Below are 18120 nucleotides of genomic sequence, written 5' to 3'. Positions count from 1 at the left end.
GAAGGGAATATGTTCAAAGTGGCCATCTTAACCATCAGCGACCGGGGTTCGAAGGGCGAGCGGGAGGACGTAAGCGGTCCCCTCATCGAAGAGATGGTCCAGGCCCTTCCAGCCCAGGTGGTCCATTATGAAATCATCCCGGACGAAAAGGAACGGATCGCGCAAGCCCTCATGAGATGTGCCGATGAATGGAAAGCCGATCTCATCCTCACCACCGGCGGAACGGGATTGAGCCCAAGGGATGTCACCCCAGAGGCCACCAAAGAGGTGATCGAACGTGAGGTCCCGGGATTGGCCGAGGCGATGAGGGCGGAGAGCTTGAAAAAGACGCCCCACGCCATGATCTCCCGGGCCGTCGCCGGGGTGAGGGGAGGCAGTCTGATCGTCAACCTGCCGGGAAGCCCGAAAGGGGTGAGGGAAAACCTACAGGTGATCCTTCCGGCCCTGCCTCATGCCCTTTCCAAATTGAAGGGCGACCCGTCGGATTGCGCTTCACCTTGAGGAGGACCCATGCCCCTTGTTCCCGAAGAGAAATGGAAGGCCTTCCGGAGCGCCCTCGGATTGAAAGAATCCCCTCTGGGCATCTTTTATACCGATGAGAAACCCGAAGGGATCACCCCCAAAGAGGGGATCCACGGCTGTATGATCGGCCTGTTGCAGAACGCTCGAAAGAAAGGAAAGGTGGTCTATTTTGACAAAACCCACTTCGGCTGTCCCGGAGGGGCCTACTACATGGGCTTTTTTGAGTCGCCCATGCCGAAGATCGAATACTTCCTCTCCTGCGGCATTCCCGGGGAGATGGAGGGGGAGCGTTATATCAAAACGCCTGAGCGGGCCAGAGAATTCTTTGCCAAGATGATTCCAAGAAGGGCACCGGCGACGTACTGTGTCTTCAAGCCGATCGAGCAATTCCAGGAGGACTCGCCACCCGAGGTCGTCGTCTTCTTCGCCCCGCCCGATCTCCTCTCCGGGTTGTTCACCCTGACCAATTATGCCTTAGAACGGACCGATGCGGTCTATACCCCTTTCGGCTCGGGTTGCAGTCTTCTCCTCACCTACCCTTTGAAAGAGGCCGTCAAGGAAAAGCCCCGGGCCGTCCTCGGGATGTTCGATGTGTCAGCAAGGCCCATGGTCGAAAAAGAGGTGCTCACCCTCTCCATGCCCTACGCCCTCTTTTCGAACCTTCTGGAGAATGTGGCCGGAAGCTTTCTCGAGACCGAAAGCTGGAGGAAGGTCCTCCGCCGTTTGGCTTAATCGCTGAAGAGCTTTGCCAATAACCTCTGGGCGGTCTCGGAAAGTTCGGGCTGGACCTCCTTCATCGCCAAGGCTCCCTCTTTACAGACCTCTACACAACTCCTGCAACCGACGCAATCCTCCTCTCGAACAGGGATCGCCCTTCCCTCTTTCACCTCGAAGACCCGGACCGTACAGATCTCGACGCAGGCTTCACACCCGCGGCATTTTTCCCTTTGCAGGATGACTCGATAAGGCACGGAATGTCCCTCCTTGAAAGGGTTTACCCTTTTGCGTCTATTTTTTAAAACCCGCCCCGCCCCAAATGTCAAGCGGTGAATCTCCTTAAATTGTATCCAATCGTAAGGGTTTCCCCCTTTTCCCTTGGGAGCATTTCTTTTTTCGTCCCGGCCCTGAAGATGTCCTGTTCATCATATATCTATTTGAAAATATATAAGATTTTTTCTTTTGGATTTTTTTCTTGACATTCTGGTCCAATTGTTATAAAAGGGTTTCGAATTTCGAGTTCGGGTTCTTTTTGTATACAAAATTGCTCTGTGCACCGAAGACCTGGTTCGAACCGGAGGGGGTCGGCCAGGGGAGAGGGAGGACCTAAAAGGAGGGTGTATGAAAGCGGACCCCGATAAATGCATTGCTTGCAAACGATGTTTTCCCTACTGTCCCATGGGAAGGATTCAGACCTTTAAACGGCACGAGAAAATTCCCGGGAGGGTCTATATCGAGATCGATCAGGACCAGTGTACCGATTGCGGGGTGTGCCTCCGGGCCAACATCTGCCCCGTCAAGGCCCTCTATCAACCCGAGATGGTCTGGCCCCGAGAGGTCCGCGGGATTTTAAGCAATCCCTTGATCGAGTTCAAAGGCTCCCAAGTCCCTGGTCGGGGGACCGAGGAGATGAAGACGAACGATGTCTCGGGGCGGTTTCGACCGGGAGAGGTGGGGATTGGCGTCGAACTGGGAAGGCCGGGGATCGGCGCCTATTTCCGGGACGTGGAAAAGGTGGCCATGGCCCTGATGGGTGCGGACATCGGCTATGAACTGGCCGAAGAAAATCCGGTCACCCACTTCATGTCCGACAAGACGACCGGAAAGTTGAGAGAAGATATCCTGAACGAAAAGGCGACCTCCGCCATCATCGAAGGAAAATGCAAAATCGAAAAACTCCCCGAGGCCCTGAAGGTCCTCCAGAGGGTGGCGAAGGAGGTCGATACGGTCTTCAGCGTCGATCTGATCACCAAGGTCCCCCCCGAGGGAGAGATCCCGGTGAAACCGATCCTGGAAGCCCTGGGCATCTGGTACTCCCTCAACACCAAAAACAACCTGGGGCTCGGAGAACCGGCCTTCAAATTTTACGAAGACCCATCTTAGGAGGCGATCATGACCCACAGCCTGCATCGCAGAGGAAGCCTGGAAGATCTAAAAGACGATTTCGTGGTCCTGGGATGTCCGGCCACGGGCATCAACAAAGCCGGATCGGCGCCCAAGACCCAGAAGTTCTTGAGCATCTGCTACAAACATGGCCCCATCAATCTGGGCGATATGAAGACGGGAAACATCTACAACACTACGATGGACGAAATCCTGAGCAAAATGACCGACAGCACCATCGTCCAGTGCACCTTCGACAACCGAGAGAAGATCGTCGCCCTCCTGAAGGATCTGAAGGAGAACCGGCCCGGCATCTCGATCATCATCTCGGGGGTGAGTGACATTGTCCAGCAGTGCATGGAGGAGGCGGGGTTGGGCCGGATCCATACGATCGAATACTCCTTAGGGACCTGGGGGCAGACCGAGAGGTTACCTCCCTACGAGGTCCTCAAGACGACCACCATGTGCGGCCATGCCATGATCTCTTCGGACCTGGTCTGCAAGATGGTGCGGGATGTGAAGCGGGGACGGAGGACCATCGAGGAGGCCTGCCTCGAGATGTCGAAATGCTGTACGTGTGGAAACTACAATTTGACCCGGGGGATCAAGTTGTTCAAAGAATTGCTCCCCTTGTATATGGTCCACAGCCTGTATTAAGACGCCAAGCCTGACGAAAAGGAGTTGCCTATGCGATATGTCATCGTCGGAGGGAGTGCGGCGGCCATCAGTGCCATCGAGGCCATCCGTTCCATCGATCGAGACTCCCCGATCGACCTTTTCAGCGACGAAGCCACGCCCCTCTTTTCGAGGGTCCTCCTTCCCTATTACATCGCGGAAGAACTCTCCAAACCCTTTCTGAACTTCCGATCGGCGGATTTCTTCGAACAGCAGAAGGTGACCCCCCACCTGGGCGTGAGGGTTCAGGAGATCGCCGTCAGTTCCAAAACGATCCACACCCAATCCGGAGAGGTTTATCCTTTCGATAAACTCCTCCTGGCTACCGGAGGGAATCCCATCATCCCCCCCATCCCGGGAATCGAAAAGGAGGGGGTCTCGCCCCTGAAGACCATGGCCGATGCCGACAGGATCTATCATTTCAAAGGCCAAAAGGCCGTGGTCATTGGGGCGGGGAGCGTGGGGGTGGAGTCCTCCATCAGCCTAAAAAGAAGGGGGATGGAGGTCACGCTTCTGGAACAGTTAGGGCATGTCCTTCCAACCGTTTTCGACGAAGAGGCGGCCTCCATCATCCGGAAAAGGATCGAACAGCTCGGGATCAGGACGATCACCGGGGAAAAGGCCCTCCGGTTCAATGGGAACGGAAAGGTCAAAAGTGTGTTGACCGATGCCCGGGAGATCGAATGTGATCTGGTCGTGGTGGCGGTTGGGATCAAGCCGGCCGTTGAACTGGCCCAGACGGCGGGCATCGAGATCGGCAGCCTGGGGGGGATTTCGGTCGATGACTCCATGAGGACGAGCGTGCCTGATATTTATGCGGCTGGCGATGTCGCGGAGACCTACGACATCACCCGGGATTCAAAATGGATCAACGCCATCTGGCCCTGCGCCATCGAGCAGGGGCGCATCGCAGGCTTAAACATGGCCGGCCGAAAGACCCTCTACGAAGGATCCTTTCGGAGGAATTCGATCGGAAACTTCATCGGGGTTCCTGCCATCTCGATGGGACTCACCCAGGCTGAAACCTGCTCCAGCTGCGAAAGCGGGGAGACTTTTCAGGAAATCAAGAGGAGGACCAAGGACACCTACCGAAAATTGATTTTGAAGAACGGCCGGCTGGTCGGAGCGATCCTGGTCGGCCAGACCCAGAAGGCCGGGCTCTTCCATGTGCTCATGAAGAAAAGGATCGATGTCTCCGAATCCCTCTCCCTCTTGATGAGCCGGGACCTCAATTTCATGGGCCTGCTGCCCTTGATCCGGAAGAATGCGGATCGTTTCACCGAAACGGAATATAAGGAGATCATGGACACGATGCTGTAAACCAGGGGGCCTGGGGGTTTAACTTCGAAGAAAAAGAGGCCTAAAAGGAGCGGGAGGAAAGAGCCGTGAAAATTCTGATGGTCGACAAAAACAAATGTACCGGATGCCACCAGTGTGAGCTCTGGTGTGGGACAGAGATTTCTTCGGTGTCCAAAGAGCTCCATCGGGCGATCCAAGAAGAACCTCGACCCGTTCCCCGGGTCTATGTGGAAGGAAAGCCCTTCGCCCTCCAATGTCGTCACTGCGAGGAGCCTCCTTGTATCGAAGCCTGCCCCAACGGGACCATGCGGAGAGATCCCGACACGGGACTGGTTTATGTCCACGAGCCCACCTGTATCGCCTGCTGGATGTGCGTGATGACCTGTCCTTTTGGGATCATCCATCCCTCCCCTGCCATGAAAGTAGCGATCAAGTGTGATCGCTGCCGTAACATGGGCTACCCCATCTGCGCCGAGGTCTGCCCCACCCAGGCGATCACCTTGGAGGAGAGAAAAGATTATCGGGCCAAAGCCTTTTAACGAGAAGGATATCCCATCGATCTGATTTTCAGGAGAGAAAGGAGTTCGAGATGGAATTCATTCAGAAAAAGACCATGGATCCTGCGGTCGAATATTTCTTGCCCAAGGCTGCCGAGAGTGAGGTATCGCTGGCCTGGGATCGCTTCGAAGGCCAGCTCCCGGAGTGCGGATTTTGCGAAACAGGCTTGAGTTGTCGGGATTGCCTTCAGGGCCCCTGCATCAGCCACCCTTTTCGCGACTCGAACAAAATGGGGGTCTGCGGAAAGGACAGGGATCTCATGGCCGCCCAGTCTCTCCTGAGGCTGGTTTTGAAGGGGGCCATGACCCATCTCGACCGGTTGTATGAGCTCGCCCACGGGATCGAGGCGACCAAGATCAAACCCGCCCAACAGACCCGGACCGCCCAACTGCTCAAAGAGACCCAGGCCCTTTTTCGAAACGGGGGCGCAGGATCCAAAAAAGATCTTCCAAGCCCATGGCTCCGGCGATGGGAATCCTTGGCCATCCTTCCCGAAGGGATCGGAAGGGACCTTTTCAAGGCCTCCCAGAAATTGGAAGGTGGGGCATCCGGGATCGAGGAGGTGTTGCTCTGGGCCTTCAAATCCTCTCTCCTGGCCTGCTTCGCTCAGAGGCTCTATGGGGACTTGATCACCTCCGTCTTCGGCGAGGTGGAACCGACCCGGATCGAAGTCAATCTGGGAGGGCTCAAAAAGGATTCTCCGAACCTCCTCCTCCTGGGTTATTTCTCCCCGATTCTGAAGCGAAAGATAGCGGAGGTGGCGAAGAAAGAGGCCATCCAGGTGATGGTGGTCTGTAACGACCCCCTCCTCCCCCCCTTCCGTTTTCCGGTGGCCACGGGATATGGCTCCCAAGAAATCGCCCTCATGACCGGGGCGGTCGATCTGGTGGTGATGGGAGACCAATGGGTTCATCCCTCACTGGCACAAATCGCCAAAGCCTTCGAGGTCCCCATTGTCCCTACGGAGACGTTAAATCCTGAAAAAGACCTCAACCGTTGGGCAAAAGAGATCGTGGAAAGGACCAAAAAGTCTTTCGAGTTCCGCCGGAATCTCCCCAAGGACATTCCCGAGACCAAAGAATGGGCCATGATGGGCTTCTCCCAGAAACAGGTCGATCTCAAAAAGGTCACGGCGGGCCTCCAGAAAGGGGTGTTGAAGGGGCTGGTCCTATTTGGCGGAAGTAACAATGTGAAATATACGCAAGACCAGGAAATCACCCTGATGGCCAGAGAATTCTTAAGCCAGGATATCCTCTGCTTCTCCAAAGGGGAAGCCAGCATCGCCCTCGGGAAATATGGACTCCTAAACCCCGAGTCAAAGGAAAAATACTGTGGAAAAGCCCTCTCCGATCTCCTCTCTTCCCTGGGGAAGGAGATCCCTGCGGTGATCGACGTCGGAGGAGGAGAAAGAGGGCTGATCGATTTCATCCTCGCCCTGGGAAAGGTCGGGAAGAGAGATGGGCAGCCCCTCCCGATCGTGGCCTGTTTTCCCGAGGCCAACCGAAGCTCCGAAGTGACGGAGGCGATGGGGCTGGTGGCCATGGGCATCACCACCTACTTCTGGCCAGCCCTGCCCGTGACGGGAAGCACGAAGGTGATGGAGGTCTTGAGCCAATTCTGTCAAGAAAAATTAGGGGCGAGGCTTGTCATTCCAACCGAGAAGAAGATGGAGGCCCGTGCGAAGGCACGTTGGATCGCGAAGGAACTCCGCGGCGAAACCGGTTACGGCATCAGCGGCAAATCCTGGGAATGAGAGTTGGCTTTAAGGGCCCTCGATGACCCAATTCCCCTTTCAGAGCGGAAGGCACTTCCTTCAAATTCCAGGACCCACCAATGTCCCTGACCGTGTCCTCAGGGCCATGTCCCAGCCTACCATCGACCACCGCGGACCTGAGTTCGCCCAACTGGCCCGGGAGGTGCTTCAGGGCCTAAAAAAGGTCTTTCAGACGTCCGGAGAGGTGGTGATCTTTCCCTCTTCCGGAACGGGCGCCTGGGAAGCGGCTCTGGTCAACACCCTCTCTCCCGGCGACAAAATCCTGATGTTCGAGACAGGCCACTTTGCAACCCTCTGGCGGAATATGGCCGTCAGGCTCGGCCTTGAGGTCGAGTTCGTCCCCGGAGATTGGAGAAGGGGCGTCGATCCCGCGAAGGTAGAGGAGATCCTTTCGAGGGATAAGGGGCAACGGATCAAAGCCGTGGCCATCGTCCACAACGAAACCTCCACAGGCGTCACCACCAGGGTCGCCGAGGTCCGAAAGGCCATCGATCGTGCCGGCCATCCGGCCCTCTTCCTGGTCGACACCATCTCCTCGCTCGCCTCGATCGATTACCGGCACGATGAATGGGGAGTCGATGTCACCGTAGGCTGTTCCCAAAAGGGCCTGATGCTCCCCCCGGGTCTGGGGTTAAACGCCATCAGCGAGAAGGCCCTGAGAGCCGCCAAAGGATCCCGATTCCCCAAATCCTTCTGGGATTGGGAAGCCATGATCCGCGACAACCAGCAGGGGTTCTTTCCCTATACCCCTGCCACCAATCTCCTCTACGGCCTCAGAGAATCCCTTCGGATGTTGTTCGAGGAGGGCCTGGAACAGGTCTTTTCTCGACATCGCCGCCTCGCGGAGGCCACCCGTCGCGCGGTCCGGGCCTGGGGACTCGACATCCTCTGCCTCTCTCCCGAAGAATATAGCTCCACCCTAACGGCCGTGGTCATGCCCGATGGATATGACGCCGATGAGCTCCGGGGTCTCATCCTGAAAAAATTCAACATGTCCCTTGGAACAGGGCTTGGAAAATTGAGGGGAAAGGTCTTCCGCATCGGCCATCTGGGAGACTTCAACGAGCTCATGCTCGCCGGGACCCTCTGTGGGATCGAGATGGGCCTTTCCCTCGCCCGGATCCCGTTCTCGAAAGGAGGTGTATCAGAGGCGCTGGATTATCTCACCAAAAGCCAATCGTAAGAGAAGGTCGGCGATCGTCTGGGAGGAAGAATCCCGCTTTTGACTTTTTCGAAAGGAGGAGTTCCATGAAAGGAAGAGCGTTTGTTACCGTTTTGATCGTCAGCCTCCTGATCCTGTCAGCCATAGGAGGGGCTTTGGCTCAGGTCCCGAAACCCAAAGATTACCCCACGCGGCCGATCGAGGTGGTCGTCCAGTATGGGGCAGGGGGGGGAAGCGACATCTTCGTTCGAAGCTTGATGATGCCGGCCAGGGCCATCCTCCGGGTTCCCATCAACGTCACCAATCTCACCGGAGGGGCGGGGGTGAAGGCCTCCACCTATGTCCTCTCCCAGCCTGCGGATGGGTACACCATCTACAATTTCAGCCCTGAACAGATCATCAATACGATCTTCGGCCGTGAAAATTACAAGGAGTTTGCCCCCCTCTGCATGGTTCAGCAAGACCAGAGCATCTTCTATGTGAGGGCCGAGAGCCCCTTTAAAACCATCCAGGAGGTGATCAAATACGCCAAGGAGAACCCTGGAAAGCTCCAGTTCACCGGAACGACCCCGGCCAGCCCGGACGAGGTCATCATCATGCTCTTCGCCAAAAAGGCGGGCATCAAAGTGAAATACATCCCCTTCGACTCGGCCCCAGAGTCCCATGCGGCCGTCCTGGGAGGGCATATCGATGTTCTCCATGAAGAACCCGGGGTGATCATGTCCCTCCTTGAGGCAAAAAAATTGAGGCCCCTCGTCGTCTTCACGGAGAAGAGGCTCGAAAAATTCCCCGATGTCCCCACGGCGAGAGAGCTGGGATACGACATCACCATGGGGAGATGGAGAGGGCTCGCCGTGAAGAAAGGGACGCCCCAGGAGATCATCGACTATTTGGCGGATGTCCTGAAGAGATGCTCTCAGGATCCCAACTACAAGGCCATCGAAAAGGCCAACCTCCTCGATCTTCGACCAGGATGGAAAGGGCCGGAGGAGTTCGGAAAGTTCTGGGACGAAGAGTACGTGAGATATAAAGAGATCTTCGAAGAACTCGGATACCTGAAGAAGAAATAGACGGGAGAAAAAAACGATGATACTCGGAGAACTGATCATCAGCGGGGTGATCTTCTTCGGCTCCCTCTTCCTCTTTTTCGAGGCCCAGAAATTTGAGGGACATGACGTCTATGCGAAACTCGGGCCGGCCTACTGGCCCGAGTTTCTCCTCGTCTGCCTCATGGGCCTGAGCCTCCTCGTGGCAGTGGATGCCCTTCGACAAAAGAGGAAGGGAGGGGAAGAGGCGAAAGGCGCCCCCAAATGGGATAAGGGCAAGGGGAGGCTCCTTCTGGCCATCGGATTCATCGTCCTCTACTTCCTCCTGTTGAAGGTGGTGGGGTTCATCGCCCTCACCCCCTTCTTTCTCATCGCCTTCATGTATCTCTTAGGAGAGAGGAAGAAGGCCTGGATGATCGGGGTCTCCCTCGGCATGACCGTCCTCATCGTCTACGTCTTTACCAAAGCGATGTACGTCCCCCTTCCCCGGGGCACAGGTATCTTTCTCGACTTCAGCCACCTCTTCTATTGAAGGAAAGGGAGAAGACCGCCATGCTCGATATCTGGTTGGGAGCCATTCAGAATGTCTTCAATCCCCTGACCCTCCTGATCATCTGGGGCGGGGTCCTCCTCGGCGTCATCCTCGGATCGGTTCCGGGTCTCAACTCCACCATGGGAACGGCCCTCCTCATCCCCTTCACTTTCGCCATGAGCCCGATCAATGGCCTCGCCCTGCTGTCGGCCGTCTATTGTGGGGGGACTTACGGAGGCTCCATCTCGGCCATCCTTTTCAATGTCCCGGGAGCCCCCGAGGCCTCGGCCACGGTCTTCGACGGTTATGAGATGGCCAAAAAGGGCAAGGCCGCTCAGGCCCTCGGCTTTGCCGTCATGTGCTCCTGTCTCGGAGGGCTCTTCAGCGTGGTCGTCATGACGCTCGTCTCCCCCCTGTTGGCCAGGGTCGCCCTCACCTTCTCCCAGCCGGAGTATTTTGCCCTCGCCATCACCGCCCTCACCCTCATCGCCTCCCTCGGTGGAAGGGGGATGAAGAAGGCGGCCATCTCCGGTGTCTTCGGGCTTCTGATGGCGACCGTGGGGATCGACCCCATGACCGGTGATCCGAGGTTCACCTTCGGCGGAAAGGCCCTCATCGGAGGGATCAACTTCATCCCCGCCATCATCGGGGCCTTTGCGGTGGGCGAAATCCTCGCCAGATCCGAGACCCGTCTGGATACCAAGGAGGTCTTTCTCGAAAAGGTTTCGACCAAACTTCCCAAGCTCAAAGAAATCTTAAGGATGAAGTGGCTCGTCCTCCGGTCGGCCCTCATCGGGACGTGGATCGGCATCCTTCCGGGAGTGGGTGCGACCACCGCCGCCTTTGTGGGCTATGCCGAAGCGGTCCGGTGGTCCAAGAACCCTGAAAAGTTTGGAACGGGTATCCCGGAAGGCATCGCCGCTCCCGAGACGGCGAACAATGCGGCCACCGGAGGCGCGATGGTCCCCCTGCTGACCCTCGGCATCCCTGGAAGCGCCACCACAGCGGTCATCATCGGCGGCTTCCTCGTCCACGGGTTGCAACCCGGTCCCATGCTCTTCATGAACCAACCGAAGCTCATGTACTCCATCTTCTTGGCCATGTTTCTGGCCAACATCCTCATGCTCTTCGCCGGGCTCGGGGTGGCCAAGGTCTTTTCCAACTTCCGGAGGATCCGCTATTCGATCCTCGGCCCCTGCATCTTCATCTTCGCCGCCATCGGCTCCTATGGGATTCGAAACGACCCCACCGATCTCTGGATCATGTTCTTCTTCGGGGTGATCGGCTATTTCATGAAGAGGTATAACTATCCCATTGCGCCGATGATCATCGGCCTGGTCCTGGGCAATCTCACCGAAATTTCCTTGAGGAGGGGGATGAGGATGGTCGACTATGACCTGTCGGCCTTTCTCTTCCGACCCATCGCTGGGATCATCCTGGCCATCGCCCTGATCTCCATCCTCTACAGCGTGATCCGAAAAAAGCCGAAGATCATCGAAGAGGACTGAAACGGCGATCCCATGGAGAACCCCAAGGACAAATCGAGAGGGAACCCTGCCCTCCCTGCGAGGGAAAGGGTCTATTCCTATCTGAAATCGGCGATCCTTTCGGGCCGCCTCCCTCCCGGCCATAAACTGACCGAAGAAAACCTGGCAAAGACCCTCAAGGTGAGCCGGACGCCGGTGAGGGAAGTGCTCCATAAACTGGAGGCAGAGGGGCTGGTCAAACCCCGGAACAAGAGAGGATTTTTTGTGGCCGGTGACTCGCGAGAGGAGGTCGAGGAGCTCTTTGAGATCCGGGCCATCCTGGAAGGGTATGCCTTGAGGATCGTTTCGAAAAGGATATCCGATAAAGAGCTCGACCAACTCAACCGCTTCATCCAGAAAGCCGAAGAGGCCCTAAAAAGAGGGAAAATCGGAGAGGTCTTCAAGTGGAACACCCGGTTCCATGACGCCCTCCACTCGATGATTGGTGACAAGAGGCAACTTCTCCGGCTGATGGTCGACATCCGAAAGTTCGTCCTCCGATACCGGAAGGATACCCTGAGATATCCCGATGGTGGAAAGAGGGCGGTCGAGGGCCACCGAAAGGTCATCATGGCCCTTCAGTTGAGGGACCCCGATCTCTGTGAGCGGGTGATGAGGGAACACATCCGGGAGGCCAAAGAAGACGCCCTGTTATCCCTTTTTGGGGTGAGTTGAAGAGGGATGGGTGAACCTCCCTTTTCATCTGGCGATGATATAAATCGAGATGAGGATGACGAAAAGGGCAAAGAGCTTGCGCAAGCGATGGGGATTCATTCTAAAAGAGACCTTCGCACCCAGCCTCGCCAGGAAGAGGGTGCCCAGGGCAAGGGCGATCCCCCGGTGAAGATCCACGAACCCCAAACTCCACTCGGTCAACCCTGGACGGCCCATCCCGTTGAGGATGTAACCTGCAACCGAGAAGAAGGCCGTGATAAAGATGGCGGCCGAAGAGGTCCCGATCGCCCGTTTTAATGGGAAATGGAGGAAATGGTACATCATGGGGATGGTAAAAAGCCCTCCGCCGATCCCGGCCAATGCGGAAACGACCCCTGCCCCTAAACCGATCCCCCCTAAACCGTAGCCATTGGGTCTTTGAAAGGACTCCATCTTCTTCTCGGCCTTGGTCTCGCTCTCCGTCAACATCCTTATGGCGGCCAAACTGACGATGATGGCGAAGGCGACCCGCAGTTGCCTTCCGCTTAGCCAGGAGGCCACCTTGGCGGTCAAAAAGGCACTCAAGGCGCTGGAGAAGCCGAGGATCAGCACGGCCCGCCAGTCGATGTTCTTCAGCCGGCTGTGCTGATAGGCGCTGGTGACGGAGGAGAAGAGGACGACGAAGAGGCTGGTTCCGATGGCCATATGGGTCAGCACCTCGGGAGAAATGCCCAGGTGCTCGTAACTGAGGATCAACACGGGGACCATCACAAACCCGCCGCCCACGCCGAAGAGGCCGGCGAGGAAGCCGACGATGCACCCCACTCCGATGAAGAGAAAAAATTCGATCAGCGTCATCTCCTTCCTTCCGAAATCAGGATTTCATTCATACCGCAACGCCTCGATGGGATTGAGGCGGGAGGCCTTTCGGGCAGGATAGAACCCGAAGAAGACCCCGACGGACCCCGAAAAGAGGAAGGCCAGGCCGATGGCCTCGACCGAAAAGAGGATGGGCCACTGGGTGAAGTGGGAGAGGATGAAGGTGCCGGCGATCCCCACTCCGATCCCCAGGACGCCTCCCACGAGGCTCAGGACGAGCGATTCGATCAGGAACTGAAGCAGGATATCCTTGCCCCGGGCGCCCACGGCCATCCGGATCCCGATCTCTCGGGTCCGCTCCGTCACCGAGACGAGCATGATATTCATAATACCGATTCCGCCGACGATCAAGGAGATGGAGGCGATGGCCCCCAAGAGCAGGGACATCACCCTGGCCGACTCTTCCGCGCTCGTGGCCACCTCGGTCAGGTTTCGAACCGAGAAGTCATTCTCCTGCCCCGGTCCGATCCGGTGCCTCTGGCGGAGGAGCTCGGTGATCTGCTCCTCCACCGACTTCATCAGCTCGGGCTCCCTCGCCTGGACCGTGATCACCCTCACCATCCCGGGAAATTGCTGGCCGAAGAGGCGTTTTTGAGCCGTCGTCAGGGGAACGAAGATCGTATCGTCCTGGTCCGTGCCGAAGGTGGATTGTCCCTTGGGGCTGAGGACGCCGATCACCGTGAAGGGGACCTTCTTGATCCGGACGATCTGACCGATGGGGTCGATCCCCCCGAAGAGGTTGTCGACCACGGTCTTCCCTAACAGACAGACCTTGGCCGCGCCGTCGAGCTCCTGTTTTGTAAAGCCCCTTCCCGACTGGAGGGCCCACTCCCGGATCTCAAGAAGCTCTGGAGTCGTCCCATAGACCACTGTGGACCAATTCTGATTTCCAAATACGACCTGGGCAACACCCGATAGATGAGGGGCGACGAGCCTTACCCCGGGAATCTCAGACTGAATCGCCTTGGCGTCCTCCACCGTGAGGGTTGGAACGGTCCCGGGCCCATGTCTCAATCCTCCGCTGGTGGCGCTTCCGGAGAGGACGATCAGGATATTGGATCCCATGCTGGCGATCTGATCCGAGATCTTTTTCTTCGCCCCGGAACCCACGGCGATCATGGCGATCACAGCCCCCACGCCGATGATGATCCCGAGCATGGTCAGTCCGGAGCGCATCTTGTTGACCATCAAGGCCCGGAGGGCGATCCTGAGGCTGGCCAGAAGGGTCGTCATCCCGCAGAATCCTCCACCACCTTGCCGTCCCGGAAGAGGACCCTTCGCTTCCCGTAGGCAGCGATGTCCTGTTCGTGAGTGACCATGACGATGGTGATCCCCATCTCTCCGTTGAGCCTCTGGAAGATTCGCATGATCTCCTGGCTCGTCCGGGAGTCGAGGTTCCCGGTCGGCTCATCGGCCAGGAGGATGGAAGGCCGATTGACCAGGGCCCTCGCAATGGCCACCCGCTGCTGCTCTCCGCCCGACAGTTGGCTCGGATGGTGATGGGCCCTTCCTACCAGACCCACCGCGTTGAGGGCCTGTTCGGCCATCTCCCGCCTCTGCCTTTTGGGGAGGCCGGCATAGATCAGGGGAAGCTCCACATTCTCGATCGCCGATGTCCGGCTCAGGAGATTGAACCCCTGAAAGACGAAACCGATCTTCCGATTCCGAGTCTCGGCCAGCTCATCCCCCGAAAGATCTGAACTGGTCTGGCCTTCGAGGAGATATTCCCCCCGGGTGGGCAGATCGAGCAGTCCGAGGATGTTCATGAAGGTCGATTTGCCCGACCCTGAGGCTCCCATCACCGCCACGAACTCTCCCTTCTCGATCGAGAGGGTAACGCCCCGGAGGGCCTCCACCTCCACCTCGCCGAGATGGTAGACTTTGACTAAATCCCTGACCTGGATGAGCGGTCCCATCATTATTATTTGCCCGAAACTTTCTTCTCCCGAAATTTAAAAAGGGATCGAGGCCGGTGATCGGTTCGGTTTAGCGAAGCCCTTTGATCGAAGGGACGGGTGTGCCCGATTTCGGCTTTCTGGCCACGACCTCCTCCACCACGACCTCGGTCCCCTCCTCGAGCTCTCCCTTGACCACCTCGCTGAAGGTCCCATCGGTAATCCCGACAAGGATCTCCACCGGGCTGGGTTTTCCATCCTTTCCGAGGACCCAGACCCTCCCCGGTCGGGCCGGTGCCTTTTCGGAAGACCGTCCCATCTCCTTCATGCGTTCCCTCTGCTCCTCCGTCAAAATCCCCCAGATCTTCTGCCGGATCAAGGCCCGGATATGAGCCTGGGCCTCCTCAGGTCTGGATCTCTCCCTGATCTCCTGGATTTCGGCCTTGGCGCTGCGAAGGACCATCTCCACCCGGGATTGCTGTTCTGCCGTCAGGCCCAGTTCCCTGGTCAGCCGTTCCAGGAGGCTCCTCCCTGAATGGGAGAGGGACGATTCCGATTTGGCCGAGGCCCCATGCGATTGGTTCTCCCTTTTGATAGACTCCGGCCTGAACCTCAGGGCCGCATTGGGAACTTTCAGAATGTTCTCTTTGTGTTCGATTTCGATGGAGACATTGGCGGTCATCCCGGGCTTCAATCGGAGATCCCTGTTCTCCACCTGAATCACGACATTATAGGTGACGACGTTCTGAATGGTCTGGGGCGCATTCCGGATCTCCGAGACCCTTCCCTGAAAGGTCCGATCGGGAAAGGCGTCGACCGTGAAGGTCGCCCTCTGACCCTTTGCGATCCTCCCGATGTCGGCCTCGCTCACGTTCGTATCCACTTGCATCTGGGTCAGATCCTTGGCGATCGTAAATAGGGTGGGGGCCTGGAGGCTTGCCGCCACGGTCTGGCCCACATCGACATTCCTCGAAATGACGATGCCGTTCACAGGAGAGCGGATCGTCGTATATCTCAGGTTGGTCTCGGAGACCTTGAGGCTGGCCCTGGCCTGTTCGACCTGGGCCTTGCTCGATTCGACCTGGGCCCTGGCCGCCTCTAACTGGGCCCTGGCCACCTCCCTCTGGGCAAGGGCGGTCTCGTACTGGGTTTCGGCCGCTTCCAGGGTGGCCTGTGCGATCACCCGCTTCTCGATGAGCTCCCGGTTGCGGTCCAGGGTCCTCTTCGCATCGATGACGGCCACCTCGGCTTTCTTGAGATTGGCCTCTGCGTTTTTGAGGTTGGCCTGGGCTTTCAATAGGTTGGCCTGTGCATTCAGAAGGCTCGCCTTCCCCTGCTCCACCTGGGCCTCGAAGATGGCGGGATCGATCTGGGCGATCACCTGGCCCTCTCGGACGAGGGAATTGAAATCGGCATAGAGGGCTTTGATGGTCCCTGAAATTTGGCTTCCCACCAGGACGGTGGTGACGGGGTTGATGGTGCCGGTGGCCGTGACCACGGAGCGGATCTCGCCCCGCTCCACCCTCATCGTCCTGAACTTCTGGCCGGCCTCTTTGCGGCCCCATATCTGGTATCCTCCCCACCCTCCGAGCACGATGAGGGCGACGGCGAGGACGAATATCGATTTCCTCCTTCGGCGATTGGCCATCTCAACGTTCCTTTCTCTTCTTCTTGAATTGGAGTCGGATCGGAACTCCCGTAAAGCCGAAAGACTCCCGGATCTGATTCAGCAGATAGCGTTCGTAGGAGAAATGGATGCCTTCCGGAAAGTTCGTGTAGAGGTTGAAGGTGGGAGGGGCGACCGAGACCTGGGTCATATAGTTGAGCTTCACCGCCCGGGTGCGGTAAGAGGGCGGAGGGACCTTCTCCACCCACTCTCTCAGGGCCTTGTTCAACATCGCGGTGGGAATCCTTTTGCGCGCCTCCTCGGCCACCCGGTCCACCAGATCGAGGACCTTCCCCACCCGCTGGCCTGTCAAGGCCGAGATAAACAGGACCGGAGCATACGAAAGGTATTTCAACCGTTCATGGACGCCTTCTTCATAGGCGGACAGCGTCTCGGAATCCTTTTTGACCAGATCCCACTTGTTCAAGACCAGGATACATCCCTTGCCCTTCTCGTGGATGAACCCGCCGATCCTGGCATCCTGATCGGTGACGCCCTCTTTCGCATCCATGAGGAGGATCGCCACATCGCAACGGTCGATCGTCCGGAGGGCCTCCACGATGCTGTACTTTTCGAGGCGAAGGCTGATGCGGCTCTTTCGCCGAATCCCTGCGGTATCGATCAGGGTGTAGCGCTTTCCATCCCGTTCGAAATGGGTGTCGATGGCATCACGGGTCGTGCCCGGCGCCTCATCCACCAACACCCTCTTGTAGCCGAGGATGCGGTTGATCAGCGACGATTTCCCCACATTGGGCCTTCCCAGGAGGGCCACCTTCACCCTTTCTCCATTCCCTTGCTCTTCGGCCCCTTCGGGGAGCGTCTGGATCACCTCGTCCATTAATTCATTGACACCGTATCCGTGCTCCGCTGAGATGGAAAAGAGCCGCTCGACCCCGAGGCCATAAAATTCGAAGGTCCGGTCCTCTTTTCCGGGGCCATCGATCTTATTCACGACGTAAAAGACGGGTTTCTTGAGCCTCCTCAGGAGGTCGGCGATCTCCTTGTCCGAAGGGGTGAGACCCTCCTTTCCATCCATGACGAAGAGGATCCCGTCGGCCTCTTCCATCGCCAGCTGGCATTGCTCCCGCATTTGGAGAAAGATGCGATCTTTCGAGATCGGCTCGAACCCACCGGTGTCGATCAGCGTGAAGGCCTTTCCCTCCCAGGTCACATCCGCATAATTTCGATCCCGGGTGACGCCCGGTTCGTTAAAGACGATGGCCTTCCTCCCCCCTAAAATTCGATTAAAGAGGGTCGATTTGCCGACGTTGGGCCTTCCGACGATCGCCAAGAGAGGTTTCATCGTTTGCGGATCTCCGATAGGTCAACGTCATTATAAAACAACCCGTCTCGTCAAACAAACTTCTTGAAAATCTTCGGAATTTTTAATAAAATGGGGATCAGGACAGAATGGGCGAGATGAGCAGGGCCGGTATTCTTCCGATACTATTCTTTTTGACGCTAATCTCCGCAGCGGCTCAAGCGCAACCCGCCTCCAAAGAGGCGCCCATCGTGAAACTGGGAGAGATCAGTCATAGATTTCGGGAAGTGGAGTCCTCTCCCACGCCCCTAAGACTGATCGAACTCTATGTGGAGGTCGTGAACCAGAGCCGGGTTGCGTCTGCGCCGGCCAATTCGATCAAAGTGATCGTATCGCAAAAAGAGGTGATCTTTGCCGACAAGAAACCTGCCGAGGAATTCGCATTTCCACCCCAGGAGATGACCTTCTCCCAGCCTCTCCCACCGTTGAACCGCAGGGTGCTCATCTTCGGCTTCTCCCTCCCCAGGGAAAAGATCGAATCGATCACCTTCGAGGTCGAGCTCAACCCTCC

19 protein-coding genes are annotated in these 18120 nt (G+C 57.3%); 13 read left to right on the top strand and 6 right to left on the bottom strand.

Annotated features, from left to right (window positions below):
- The first annotated feature begins 9 nt into the window (after positions 1-9).
- Together mog and N3G78_05975 are read left to right on the top strand one after the other, a co-directional pair.
- Positions 10-501 (top strand): molybdopterin adenylyltransferase, encoded by a 492-nt coding sequence (mog, locus tag N3G78_05980; protein ID MCX8117461.1) that lies wholly within the window; start codon positions 10-12, stop codon positions 499-501.
- 9 nt (positions 502-510) lie between these two features.
- Positions 511-1254 (top strand): DUF169 domain-containing protein, encoded by a 744-nt coding sequence (locus tag N3G78_05975; GenBank protein MCX8117460.1) that lies wholly within the window; start codon positions 511-513, stop codon positions 1252-1254.
- Here N3G78_05975 and N3G78_05970 read toward each other — a convergent pair.
- Positions 1251-1493: a 4Fe-4S dicluster domain-containing protein gene (locus N3G78_05970; protein MCX8117459.1), complete on the bottom strand. Its 243-nt coding sequence runs from the start codon at positions 1491-1493 to the stop codon at positions 1251-1253. The genes N3G78_05975 and N3G78_05970 overlap by 4 nt on opposite strands.
- Positions 1494-1860: 367 nt before the next feature.
- Between N3G78_05970 and N3G78_05965 the strand changes: the two genes are divergently transcribed.
- The 10 genes from N3G78_05965 to N3G78_05920 all read left to right on the top strand — a co-directional run bounded on the left by N3G78_05965 (position 1861) and on the right by N3G78_05920 (position 11869).
- The gene (locus N3G78_05965; GenBank protein ID MCX8117458.1) at positions 1861-2622 is read left to right on the top strand and encodes a 4Fe-4S dicluster domain-containing protein; all 762 of its coding nucleotides are present in this window, start codon (positions 1861-1863) and stop codon (positions 2620-2622) included.
- 9 nt (positions 2623-2631) lie between these two features.
- Positions 2632-3279 (top strand): hypothetical protein, encoded by a 648-nt coding sequence (locus tag N3G78_05960; protein ID MCX8117457.1) that lies wholly within the window; start codon positions 2632-2634, stop codon positions 3277-3279.
- A gap of 30 nt (positions 3280-3309) precedes the next feature.
- A complete protein-coding gene (locus N3G78_05955) occupies positions 3310-4617 on the top strand; it encodes an FAD-dependent oxidoreductase (protein MCX8117456.1) in 1308 nt (435 codons plus the stop codon).
- A 65-nt stretch (positions 4618-4682) separates the two neighbouring features.
- A complete protein-coding gene (locus N3G78_05950; GenBank protein ID MCX8117455.1) occupies positions 4683-5135 on the top strand; it encodes a 4Fe-4S dicluster domain-containing protein in 453 nt (150 codons plus the stop codon).
- Between the two features lie 50 nt (positions 5136-5185).
- Positions 5186-6907, top strand: a complete 1722-nt coding sequence (locus tag N3G78_05945) for a hypothetical protein (GenBank protein MCX8117454.1) — start codon at positions 5186-5188, stop codon at positions 6905-6907.
- A 22-nt stretch (positions 6908-6929) separates the two neighbouring features.
- Complete coding sequence (locus N3G78_05940) at positions 6930-8111, top strand: aminotransferase class V-fold PLP-dependent enzyme (GenBank protein MCX8117453.1); 1182 nt, start codon at positions 6930-6932, stop codon at positions 8109-8111.
- Positions 8112-8176: 65 nt separating this feature from the next.
- Complete coding sequence (locus tag N3G78_05935) at positions 8177-9160, top strand: tripartite tricarboxylate transporter substrate binding protein (GenBank protein ID MCX8117452.1); 984 nt, start codon at positions 8177-8179, stop codon at positions 9158-9160.
- Between the two features lie 16 nt (positions 9161-9176).
- Entirely contained in the window at positions 9177-9668 is a 492-nt protein-coding gene (locus N3G78_05930) for a tripartite tricarboxylate transporter TctB family protein (protein ID MCX8117451.1), read from the top strand.
- A 20-nt stretch (positions 9669-9688) separates the two neighbouring features.
- Positions 9689-11176 carry a tripartite tricarboxylate transporter permease gene (locus tag N3G78_05925; GenBank protein ID MCX8117450.1) on the top strand — a complete coding sequence of 496 codons (1488 nt, stop codon included), beginning with the start codon at positions 9689-9691 and terminating at the stop codon, positions 11174-11176.
- Positions 11177-11188: 12 nt separating this feature from the next.
- Positions 11189-11869, top strand: a complete 681-nt coding sequence (locus N3G78_05920) for a GntR family transcriptional regulator (protein ID MCX8117449.1) — start codon at positions 11189-11191, stop codon at positions 11867-11869.
- Between the two features lie 24 nt (positions 11870-11893).
- Here the strand turns inward: N3G78_05920 and N3G78_05915 are convergent, their stop codons facing one another.
- The 5 genes from N3G78_05915 to der form a co-directional block, all read right to left on the bottom strand.
- Positions 11894-12706: a sulfite exporter TauE/SafE family protein gene (locus N3G78_05915; protein MCX8117448.1), complete on the bottom strand. Its 813-nt coding sequence runs from the start codon at positions 12704-12706 to the stop codon at positions 11894-11896.
- 24 nt (positions 12707-12730) lie between these two features.
- The gene (locus tag N3G78_05910; protein ID MCX8117447.1) at positions 12731-13960 is read right to left on the bottom strand and encodes an ABC transporter permease; all 1230 of its coding nucleotides are present in this window, start codon (positions 13958-13960) and stop codon (positions 12731-12733) included.
- Positions 13957-14643, bottom strand: a complete 687-nt coding sequence (locus tag N3G78_05905; protein ID MCX8117446.1) for an ABC transporter ATP-binding protein — start codon at positions 14641-14643, stop codon at positions 13957-13959. Before N3G78_05905 ends, N3G78_05910 begins: the two co-directional genes overlap by 4 nt.
- Before the next feature lie 70 nt (positions 14644-14713).
- Positions 14714-16270: an efflux RND transporter periplasmic adaptor subunit gene (locus N3G78_05900; protein MCX8117445.1), complete on the bottom strand. Its 1557-nt coding sequence runs from the start codon at positions 16268-16270 to the stop codon at positions 14714-14716.
- 1 nt (position 16271) lies between these two features.
- The gene (gene der / locus N3G78_05895; protein MCX8117444.1) at positions 16272-17591 is read right to left on the bottom strand and encodes a ribosome biogenesis GTPase Der; all 1320 of its coding nucleotides are present in this window, start codon (positions 17589-17591) and stop codon (positions 16272-16274) included.
- Positions 17592-17707: 116 nt separating this feature from the next.
- On the opposite strand from der, the gene N3G78_05890 reads away from it, so the two are divergent.
- Positions 17708-18120 (top strand): hypothetical protein (locus tag N3G78_05890; GenBank protein ID MCX8117443.1); only part of this gene is annotated, 413 nt, incomplete at its 3' end.

It is taken from the genome of Thermodesulfobacteriota bacterium, from assembly GCA_026415035.1.
Lineage (GTDB): Bacteria > Desulfobacterota > BSN033 > BSN033 > UBA1163 > RBG-16-49-23.
The sequence above is the reverse complement of the archived record's forward strand: the minus strand, read 5'-3'. Positions and strand labels throughout refer to the sequence as shown.